The sequence below is a fragment of the Kribbella albertanoniae genome (assembly GCF_004348455.1).
In the GTDB taxonomy this organism is placed as follows: domain Bacteria; phylum Actinomycetota; class Actinomycetes; order Propionibacteriales; family Kribbellaceae; genus Kribbella; species Kribbella albertanoniae.
Genome location: NZ_SMKA01000347.1, coordinates 1 through 8,836 on the forward strand (window position 1 = coordinate 1; position 8,836 = coordinate 8,836).

Sequence of the window (8,836 nt, forward strand, 5' to 3'; positions counted from 1 at the left end):
CACCACCCCCTGCCTCATCATCACCTCAGCCCCCCGCACAGCCTCCGGCGAAGTCATCGAATTCGGCCGCAGCACCTACCGCTCCGACCGCTACGACATAACCGTCGCCTACCGAGCCACCTAGGGTTTCTCACCCCCAGCGTGCTACGCCGTCACTCCTACGTCGCGCCGACTACGCGCGCTCCCGCCCACCCCCAGCATCTCCCGGGCTACCGCCCGGGAGCGGCGGGCTGCCGCCCGCGTTCGACGGCTCCGGGCTGGCGTTGCCGCAGTCGCACCGTGGTGATCGGCAACTGCGGGAAGCGGCAGCGACACTCGTCCGATCACTTACTGTAATCGGCACTAAAGTGCCGATACCGGCACTAAAGTGTGGACACCGCCCTACGACTAGAGCGGCACCTCTTCAGGCCAGGGCTTCCACTCAGCTCCGACCCAGCGTTCTCCTGCGTGCTCACGGAAGTGATTGACCGCAGCTTTGACCTGGACGAGCGGAATCTCTGAATCGGTCGGCCAAGGCGCGGAGTTGCCGAAGATGACGTAGCTGACCTCACCGTTGGCGGTGCTACCCGGCACATACCAGACGCCGTCTTCGTCGAAGTTCTCCAGCCACGTCGGAACCTGTTGGAACGACCTGGGCAACACAAAGGAGGCCAGACGGTTGATGGGGGACGTACGGGATGCCTCCGTTGACCGTCCGCGACGCCGTATTTACGCTGCTACCCAGCTCGGCATGGCGGCCGCGCGTGAGGGGGAGCTGGAGCTCGCCTGCCGGTATGGTCACGAAGTTGTGATGCTGAGAGACAACATTGATTCACGACGTGCTCACGAGCACATCAACCGATTGGCTTCCAAGCTCCGGCCGTTCTCTGCTACTCCTGTCGTTCGTGACTTCTTTGAACAGAGTGGCCTCAATCCAGAAAGCTCAAATCAGTGACGCATGTGATTCGCGAGGAAGACCTGGCCGCTGACGGGGAGCCAGAGAAGGAATTCAATCCTGGTATCGCCGGACGGCTTCCGCGCAAGACCATCGCAGGCGGCGCGCTCATCCGAGATGAGGGTGGCCGGATCCTGTTTCTCGAGGCGGTTTACAAGCCGACGCTGGAGATTCCTGGTGGCGTCGCGGAGTTCGACGAATCTCCCCTTGAGGCATGCCGTCGTGAGGTACTGGAAGAGATCGGCCTCGATCTGGAAATCCGGGATGCACTGGTCGTCGACTGGATTCCGGCAAGAGACCCTTGGTTCGACGGCGTCATGTTCATCTTTGATGGTGGAGTGATGAGCTCCGAGCAGGCCGATCGCATAGTCCTTGACGCATCGGAAGCTCAGTTCGCTGGTCGGTGGGGTAGGCCGGTCGGGACGCTCCAAGTCGAACGCTTCGTGGAACTCGCGCACCAGATGCCAGGGAGATCTCGTCACGCGGGGACTCTATCGACTCGCCGAAGACTCGTTCTGGGTGTCTGCGCGTCGGTAAGGACCGGTAGTAGTTGCCGCCCAGGCAACTTGAGTGCTGCTCGCAGGCGTGGACGGCGTTCCGTCGGCGGACTACTACATGTCCTTAGCGTCATCCGTGAGCGAGCGCGACGAAGGGCGCATGCGGATCACGCGGGCTGGCGCTCCCCGGTCGCCACAGCCGTTATCGGGTGCACGCTGGCCCAATTGGGTCGGACGCGAGCGATAGCGAGCAAGGTCGGGCGGTAGCCCGCTGGGAGCTGAGGGCGGGCGGGTGCGCGCGGAGCGGGCGCGACGAAGGAGCGACTGCGGGAGCGTGCGGGGGAAGATTATGCGTTCAGGCTGCGGAGCACGTTGGGGTTTTCGAGGCGGCTGACGATTTCTACGGTTAGAGCCTGGGCGAGCATGGCGCCGATCATGGTGGAGGTGGCGCCGGTTCGTTCGGGGGTGGTGTCGACCGCCACGACCGCGTCGCCGGGGGTGCCGCAGTTGTCGATGACTACGTCGGCGGTTTCGAAGAGGCGTTGGCCGGTGGGGGCTCGGGAGGTGACCGCGGTGGTGTGGGCCATCGAGGTGAGGGCGATGACGTGGGCGCCGCGGGCCCGGACGCCCAGGGCGAACTCGACGGGTACGGCGTTCCGTCCGGAGTTCGAGGCGATCAGGACGACGTCGCCGGCCTCGATGTCGTGGGTTTGCAGCAGTACGTCGGCCAGTCCGGGGAGCCGTTCGAGCAGTGAACTCTTGGCCAGGCCCTCGTGCAGCATCAGGCCTGGTTCGAGGATCGCCCGTACGTCGGCCAGTCCGCCGGCGCGGCCGTAGAGTTCCTCGGCGATCAGGTGGCTGTGGCCGGTTCCGAAGACCCAGAACCGGTGGCCGCTGGTCATCGCCTCGACGACCAATTTGGCGGCGACCTGGATCGCTCCGGTCTGGGTCTCGGCCGCGCGCTGGGCGATCGCCAGTGCCTGCTGCATGTATTCCGAAGCCCCGCTCATGCGCGCAAACTATCGCCGATCCGGGGCCCCGGGCGAGCATTCGAACTAGACCACTTGCTCCGAGGTGACCCCGATGGCCGCGCGGTGGTGCTGCGGGCGGTCGACCTCGTCCACGAGCGCGATCGCGAGGTCGGCGTACGAGATGAGCTCGCTCGCAGACGCCGGCGCGCCCCGATAGCTGCCCGTTCGGGTCGGCTCAGCGTGGTTGAAGTCGCCGGTCGGTGCGACCGAAACCCAGTCGAGTGCCGAGGCCTGGAGGACCTCCAAAGCCACTTGGTGGGCCAGGAAGAACGGCCGGTACTCATTCGGATACCCAGCAGTGTCCATCAGCAGCGTGCCGTCCGCAGCCGGCAGGATCGACGACAACCCGACCCACACCAGCCGCTCGACACCCGCCTTCGCCAACCCGTCGACCAGCGCACGAGCGGCTTGAGGGAAGAACACGGCCGGATCCGACCCGCCGTCGTACACCGCGGCGATCACCGCATCCTGCCCCGCCGCCAACTCGGCGATCCGGTCCACGTCCGTCACGTCACCGGCAACCAGACCATCGCCGCCAGAACGCGCAACCGCAGTCACCTCGTGGCCCCGCCGTACCGCCTCGTCGACGGCTGCCTTGCCTGCGCGCCCGCGGGCGCCGATCACCATGATTCTGCTCATGCCGGCGACTGTAGAAAACGCCCTGGTTACCCATTGGATACTCTCAAAGGCATGGAGGCGTTGCGCGCGGACATGTTCGACGAGATCTGCCCGTCGACCCTGCTCCCGTTCCGGATCGGCCCGGACAAGTGGTCTGCCCTGGTAATCAAGTGCCTGGAAGACGGCCCGCGTCGTTTCTCCGAGCTCCGCGTTCCGCTGGCTCGCGTTACCCCGAAGGTGCTGACCCAGTCGCTGCGGGCGCTCGAGCGGGACGGGTTCGTTCGTCGTACCGAAGAAACCACCCCGGTACGACGTGTCACCTACGAACTCACGGATCTCGGCCGCGGTCTCCTGCAGCAGGTCTACGTGCTCTGCGACTGGGCCGGCGACCACTGGGACGAGCTCCTGGACGCCCGCGAAGGCTGACCCCCGGCACGCCTAGCCTGCGCGCATGCCGCCCCTGACCAGGCTCGCTGTAGCGCTCAGTGCCGTTGCCCTGCTCGCTGCCTGCCAGCCCGAGCCGGAGGCCAAGTACGCCAAGGACCTGAACTCCTGCGAGCTGCTGCCCCGCGAGACCGCACGCCGGATCATGGATGTCGGGCCGAAGCTGGGGCCGGCCGAGGAGAAGACCTGGAACTTCCTCGTCACGTACAAGTACTGCCAGTGGACGTACAAACAGCCGAGGGACCACTTCTGGTCGTCGTACCAGAAGGGTCCGGTCAAGCGGCAACTGACGATCCGTGCGGAGATCACCACCGCCGAGTCGGGCGGAGCCCCGGCCGTCACCATCCAGTACGGCGGCCAACTCGACGCCGATCGCAAGTCGGGTTACGCGGTGCAGGAGGTGCCCGGGATCGGCGAGGCCGCCTTCATCGCGACGCAGAAGTACGACGACGGCAGGGAGAGCACCAAGGTGAAATTCCGCCGGTCGAACGCGCTGATCACCCTGAGCCTTAGCGGCCAGGACTGCTGCGCTCGCCAGCGGGGCGAAACCGATATGGACGCTTCGAAACGGCGCACGACCATCCTCGCCGTGGCGAAAGCGGCCGATCACGCGCTGCTTTCGCGCTGAACAGTCGCAGACCACCCGCCGTACTGGCCTTCTGACCGCCTGGCCCGGCAGGGGTTCTGTTCGGCGCAGGAGGAGGACTGCTCGGCGATACCAAGGTTCCGCGCACGGCTTTGCGTTGGTAGAAAGGGGGCGGGCGCTCCAGCGCGCCGAAGCCAGCGATGAGGAGTCGTCGACGTGACGAATGCAGAATCACCCCAGGGTGAAGCCCTGTCGAACCTGATGCACGAGGAGCGTCGGTTCGAGCCGCCGGCCGAGCTCGCGGCGAACGCGAACCTGAAGGCGGATGCGTACGAGCGTGCCGAGGCCGACTTCGAGGGGTTCTGGGCGGAGCAGGCCAAGCGGATCACCTGGGCCGTCGAGCCGACCGAGACGCTGGACTGGAGCAACCCGCCGTTCGCGAAGTGGTACGCCGACGGCAAGCTGAACGCGGCGTACAACTGCGTCGACCGGCACGTGGAGAACGGTCTCGGCGACAAGGTCGCGTACTACTTCGAGGGTGAACCCGGTGACACCCGCGAGATCACCTACGCCCAGCTCAAGGACGAGGTCAGCAAGGCGGCCAACGCCCTGCTCGAGCTGAACGTCCAGCCCGGCAACATCGTCGCCATCTACATGCCGATGATCCCCGAGACTGTGGTCGCGATGCTCGCCTGCGCCCGGATCGGCGCCCCGCACACGGTCATCTTCGGCGGCTTCTCCTCCGAAGCGCTGAAGGATCGGATCCTCGACTGCGACGCGCGCGTCGTGATCACCTCCGACGGCGGCTACCGCCGCGGCGCCCCGGCGGCGCTGAAGCCCGCGGTGGACGCCGCGCTGGTCGACTGCCCCGATGTGCGCAACGTGCTCGTGGTGAACCGCACCGGCCAGGAGACTGCCATGGTCGACGGCCGCGACCTGTGGTGGGAGGACTTCGTCGGCAAGCAGTCGACCGAGCACACCCCGGAGGCGTTCGACGCCGAGCACCCGCTGTACGTGATGTACACGTCCGGCAGCACCGGCAAGCCGAAGGGCATCCTGCACACAACAGGCGGGTACCTGGTCGGAACGTCGTACACGCAGTGGGGTGTCTTCGACCTCAAGCCGGACACCGACGTCTACTGGACCGCGGCCGACATCGGCTGGGTCACCGGCCACAGCTACATCGTGTACGGCGCTCTCGCGAACGCGACCACGTCCGTGCTGTACGAAGGCACCCCGGACACCCCGCACCAGGGGCGCTGGTGGGAGATCGTGCAGAAGTACAAGGTTTCGATCCTGTACTGCGCTCCGACCGCGATCCGCACGTTCATGAAGTGGGGCAAGGAGATCCCGGCGAAGTTCGACCTGTCCACCCTGCGCGTGATCGGGTCGGTCGGTGAGCCGATCAACCCCGAGGCCTACATCTGGTACCGGGAGAACATCGGCGGCAGCAACGCGCCGGTCGTGGACACCTGGTGGCAGACCGAGACCGGTATGCACATGATCTCCCCGCTGCCCGGTGTGACCGCCGGTAAGCCGGGTGCGGCGATGAAGGCGATCCCGGGTGTCAGCGTGGACGTCGTCGACGACGCCGGCAAGCCGGTGCCGAACGGATCCGGCGGTTACCTGATCATCGACAAGCCGTGGCCCGCCATGCTGCGCACGCTCTGGGGCGACGACGAGCGCTTCAAGGACACCTACTGGTCGCGCTGGCCGGGCGTGTACTTCGCCGGTGACGGCGCCAAGAAGGACGAGGACGGCGACATCTGGCTGCTCGGCCGCGTCGACGACGTGATGAACGTGTCCGGCCACCGCCTGTCCACGACCGAGATCGAGTCCGCGCTGGTCTCGCACCCGAAGGTCGCCGAAGCCGCCGTCGTCGGCGCCTCCGACCCGACCACCGGCCAGGCCATCGCCGCCTTCGTGATCCTCCGCTCCGAGGCCGGCGACGGCGGCCCCGACGTCGTCCAGGAGCTCCGCAACCACGTCGCCAAGGAGATCGGCCCGATCGCCAAGCCCCGCCAGATCATGGTCGTGGCCGAGCTCCCGAAGACCCGCTCCGGCAAGATCATGCGCCGCCTGCTCCGCGACGTCGCCGAGAATCGCGAGGTCGGCGACGTCACCACCCTCGCCGACTCCTCGGTGATGGACCTGATCAAGACCAACCTCGAGTCCGGCAAGTCCGACGAGGACTGAGTAGTCGAAGCAAGTTTGTCCTGTACGCCGCATTTCGGCGTACAGGACAAGCTTTTCGGGGTGCGGAGTACCCGCCTCTACGAGTGAGCTCAGCCCCGACGGCCGGCCCGAGCGGCGAATTCGTCCAGGGCCGACAGAACCTCCGGTGCCTGCCACATCCTGTTGCGCTTCTTGTCGCTGAACTCTTTGGTCACGCCTGCCGACGTCAGTTGCAGTAGGGCGCGACCGGCGTTCGCCGGGGTGACGTCCAGTTCGCGCTCAACGAGGGCGGTGTCCACGACCGGTTGCCGGAGCAACAGATCCATGATCCTCCAGATCACGGCATCCCGGCGAGCCTCGATCTTCTCGGACCAGCGCTCGCGTGCGCCCTTGAGATCTCGCACGAGGAGCCGGCCGTTCGTGATCGCGGTGAAGGTTGCCTCGGCCATCAGGGTGACGATGACCTCTGGTTCACCACTGCGGTAGGCGGTGAGCGCATCGAAGTACCCATTGGTATCGGTAAGCAGGCCGGCCGAGACCGGAATCGTGACGTTTCGAGTCAAGCCCCGGCGTCGCAGGATCGCGTGGATGAGGGCCCTTCCGGTCCGTCCGTTGCCATCAGGAAAGGGGTGGACCGTCTCGAACTGGGCGTGGATGAGCGCCGCGTGCACCAGAACAGGGATGTCATCCCGTTGAGCGAACTCGATCAGATCCGCCATTGCTGCAGGGACCCGGTCCTGGTGGGGCGGCACAAAGGCAGCTTGGTGCGGGCCGTAGTCATTGCCGCCGATCCACCCTTGCTGGTCCCGCCAGCGTCCGACGATCTCGGGCTGGTGGTCGATCAGCAGGGCGGAGTGCATCGCGAGGATCGCACTCTCGTCGATGCGGTCGGAAAGCTCGATGGCGGCCTTCATGGCATGGACGTTCGAGACGATCTCGGCTGCGTTCTGCCGGTTGTCGTTCCCCAGCTCAGCCAACGCGATCGCTCGCGCGCTTGAGGTGAGATTTTCTATCCGCGAGGAGGATGCGGATTCGGACCGCAGCAGGATGGCTGCGAAGGGCGCCACATCGGTCCCCAGTTCGGCGTCGAATCTGACGATCTCGGTGGAAGCCTCATCGGCGAGCGCGAGTGTCCGGCTCGGTAGCTCGATCTCGATGTGGGCGATCGCCGGTGTGACCGCAGATCGGTAGGGCCCTGCGTGACGCTCGCGCACCGAGCGGGAAACCAGATCGTCGGGGATGCGGGAGGTCCATGGATGCTTCTCCTCTGTGACCTCGGGCCATTTCATGGTGTGCGCTGCCGAGCGATCCGATGGCATCGCAGCAGCCTAGCATTGGATAACCGAATATCCGATACTAACCCTGGCGACTATGATCGGATAACTTAATATCCGATCATAAGAAGTTGGTTAGTTGCAGATCTGGGTACGTCGTGAATCGTCGTACTGGCCCGTTCGTTGCTCGTCATGACGTGAGGGCCGGTGGCGATCGGATGCACCTGGGGGTGGTTATCGTCTGGGTGTGCTGGAAGCGAAGCGGATCGAGCAGACGAACCAGGAGCGGGTGTTGCCGTTCACGGCGCGCGGGGATCAGCGGATCGCGTTCGGGGCGCCGCCGCGATGACCGCGGTCCTCGCGATCATCCATGCCGGGCTGGCCGCGGCCTGGGTCGGTGGGATGGCGTACTCGTTGTTCGTCATCCAACCCAAGCTCAAGCGGTACTTCGGTCCGGACGCGGCCGGCCGGGAGGCGCTCACCACGGTGATTGCCTCCGGCAACCGGTGGAAGGTGGTCGGGCTGATCGCCGCGATCGCGCTGAGCGGGCTTGGGTTGCTACTGCTCGATGCGGGTGACTGGTGGATCCATGCGGTCAAGGGACTGTTGTTGCTGATGGCAACGGTCATCTTCTGGTACGTCTCCTGGAAGCACTGGCCGGCCCGGGTTTTCGCCACCGCCGGCGAGGTTCCCGCCCTGCATCGCCGGTTGATCGTTCTCGCCACCACCATGCTCGGACTGGCTGGGTTGGCCTTCGCGCTCGGGGTGCTCGCAAACCACCTATGACGTTCACCACTGGGCCGTAGGAGAACGCCGTTCCGTATGCCAGGATCTAGCTTCTCTCGTCGGAGGTGATCGCGTTGGAGCAGGGGACCCTGCAACTGCTGGTGAGCATGCACCGGATCGTCCGGTACCTGCGCCGGAGCCGAAGTGCTGTCCTGCACCCGACCCAGTTCCTCGCCCTGATGCTGATCGCCGACGAGCAGCCGATCCGGATCGGCGAGATCGCCGCCCGCGTGCCCTGCTCCCAGCCCACCGCCACCACCACGGTCGCGGCCCTGGAAGAAGCCGGCCTGGTCCGCCGCGAACCCGACCCCGTCGACGGCCGCGCCACCGCCGTCGTCCTCACCGAAGCCGGCGCCACCACCGTCGCCGACTCCGGCCGCCAAGCCGCCGAGGAACTCGACAAACTCCTGCACCGCCTCACCCCCGAAGAACGCACCCAAGTCCTCCAAGCCGGCGACCTCCTAGACCGCATAGCCCGCGACCTCTAACCC

The 8,836-nt window shown here is 66.0% G+C and carries 11 protein-coding genes; 7 read left to right on the forward strand and 4 right to left on the reverse strand.

Features of this window, described 5'->3' with window-relative positions:
• Nucleotides 1–387: 387 nt before the first annotated feature.
• Nucleotides 388–639 (reverse strand): Imm1 family immunity protein, encoded by a 252-nt coding sequence (locus E1261_RS40805; protein WP_165952815.1) that lies wholly within the window; start codon nt 637–639, stop codon nt 388–390.
• Between the two features lie 300 nt (nt 640–939).
• On the opposite strand from E1261_RS40805, the gene E1261_RS47215 reads away from it, so the two are divergent.
• Nucleotides 940–1,698 (forward strand): NUDIX domain-containing protein, encoded by a 759-nt coding sequence (locus E1261_RS47215; protein ID WP_132415129.1) that lies wholly within the window; start codon nt 940–942, stop codon nt 1,696–1,698.
• Between the two features lie 80 nt (nt 1,699–1,778).
• Here E1261_RS47215 and E1261_RS40815 read toward each other — a convergent pair whose 3' ends face one another.
• Together E1261_RS40815 and E1261_RS40820 are read right to left on the reverse strand one after the other, a co-directional pair.
• On the reverse strand, nt 1,779–2,441 hold the full coding sequence (locus E1261_RS40815; protein ID WP_132415124.1) for a sugar isomerase domain-containing protein: 663 nt from the start codon (nt 2,439–2,441) through the stop codon (nt 1,779–1,781).
• Between the two features lie 45 nt (nt 2,442–2,486).
• Nucleotides 2,487–3,101 (reverse strand): NAD(P)-dependent oxidoreductase, encoded by a 615-nt coding sequence (locus E1261_RS40820; protein WP_132415125.1) that lies wholly within the window; start codon nt 3,099–3,101, stop codon nt 2,487–2,489.
• Nucleotides 3,102–3,152: 51 nt separating this feature from the next.
• Between E1261_RS40820 and E1261_RS40825 the strand changes: the two genes are divergently transcribed.
• From E1261_RS40825 to acs, 3 genes are all read left to right on the forward strand, one after another.
• Complete coding sequence (locus E1261_RS40825; RefSeq protein ID WP_132415126.1) at nt 3,153–3,506, forward strand: winged helix-turn-helix transcriptional regulator; 354 nt, start codon at nt 3,153–3,155, stop codon at nt 3,504–3,506.
• Nucleotides 3,507–3,531: 25 nt separating this feature from the next.
• Nucleotides 3,532–4,152 (forward strand): hypothetical protein, encoded by a 621-nt coding sequence (locus tag E1261_RS40830; protein ID WP_132415127.1) that lies wholly within the window; start codon nt 3,532–3,534, stop codon nt 4,150–4,152.
• Between the two features lie 174 nt (nt 4,153–4,326).
• On the forward strand, nt 4,327–6,306 hold the full coding sequence (gene acs / locus E1261_RS40835; RefSeq protein ID WP_476703276.1) for an acetate--CoA ligase: 1,980 nt from the start codon (nt 4,327–4,329) through the stop codon (nt 6,304–6,306).
• 89 nt (nt 6,307–6,395) lie between these two features.
• On the opposite strand, the gene E1261_RS40840 is transcribed toward acs, so the two are convergent.
• Nucleotides 6,396–7,199, reverse strand: coding sequence for a Fic family protein (locus E1261_RS40840; RefSeq protein WP_202875429.1), 804 nt, complete (start codon nt 7,197–7,199; stop codon nt 6,396–6,398).
• Here E1261_RS40840 and E1261_RS46170 point away from each other — a divergent pair.
• The 3 genes from E1261_RS46170 (at nt 7,198) to E1261_RS40850 (ending at nt 8,833) form a co-directional block, all read left to right on the forward strand.
• Nucleotides 7,198–7,476: a hypothetical protein gene (locus E1261_RS46170; RefSeq protein WP_202875430.1), complete on the forward strand. Its 279-nt coding sequence runs from the start codon at nt 7,198–7,200 to the stop codon at nt 7,474–7,476. The two genes, E1261_RS40840 and E1261_RS46170, sit on opposite strands and share 2 nt — an antisense overlap.
• A gap of 428 nt (nt 7,477–7,904) precedes the next feature.
• Nucleotides 7,905–8,345, forward strand: a complete 441-nt coding sequence (locus tag E1261_RS40845) for a hypothetical protein (protein WP_132415128.1) — start codon at nt 7,905–7,907, stop codon at nt 8,343–8,345.
• A 65-nt stretch (nt 8,346–8,410) separates the two neighbouring features.
• A complete protein-coding gene (locus tag E1261_RS40850; protein ID WP_238176762.1) occupies nt 8,411–8,833 on the forward strand; it encodes a MarR family winged helix-turn-helix transcriptional regulator in 423 nt (140 codons plus the stop codon).
• The last annotated feature ends 3 nt before the right edge of the window (nt 8,834–8,836 follow it).

Coding starts and splice junctions, on each gene's coding strand:
- E1261_RS40830 (WP_132415127.1), top strand. CDS start 3,532: ATGCCGCCCCTGACCAGGCTCGCTGTAGCGCTCAGTGCCGTTGCCCTG.
- E1261_RS40815 (WP_132415124.1), bottom strand. CDS start 2,441: ATGAGCGGGGCTTCGGAATACATGCAGCAGGCACTGGCGATCGCCCAG.
- E1261_RS40840 (WP_202875429.1), bottom strand. CDS start 7,199: ATGAAGGCCGCCATCGAGCTTTCCGACCGCATCGACGAGAGTGCGATC.
- E1261_RS46170 (WP_202875430.1), top strand. CDS start 7,198: ATGGCATGGACGTTCGAGACGATCTCGGCTGCGTTCTGCCGGTTGTCG.
- E1261_RS40845 (WP_132415128.1), top strand. CDS start 7,905: ATGACCGCGGTCCTCGCGATCATCCATGCCGGGCTGGCCGCGGCCTGG.
- E1261_RS40820 (WP_132415125.1), bottom strand. CDS start 3,101: ATGAGCAGAATCATGGTGATCGGCGCCCGCGGGCGCGCAGGCAAGGCA.
- E1261_RS40825 (WP_132415126.1), top strand. CDS start 3,153: ATGGAGGCGTTGCGCGCGGACATGTTCGACGAGATCTGCCCGTCGACC.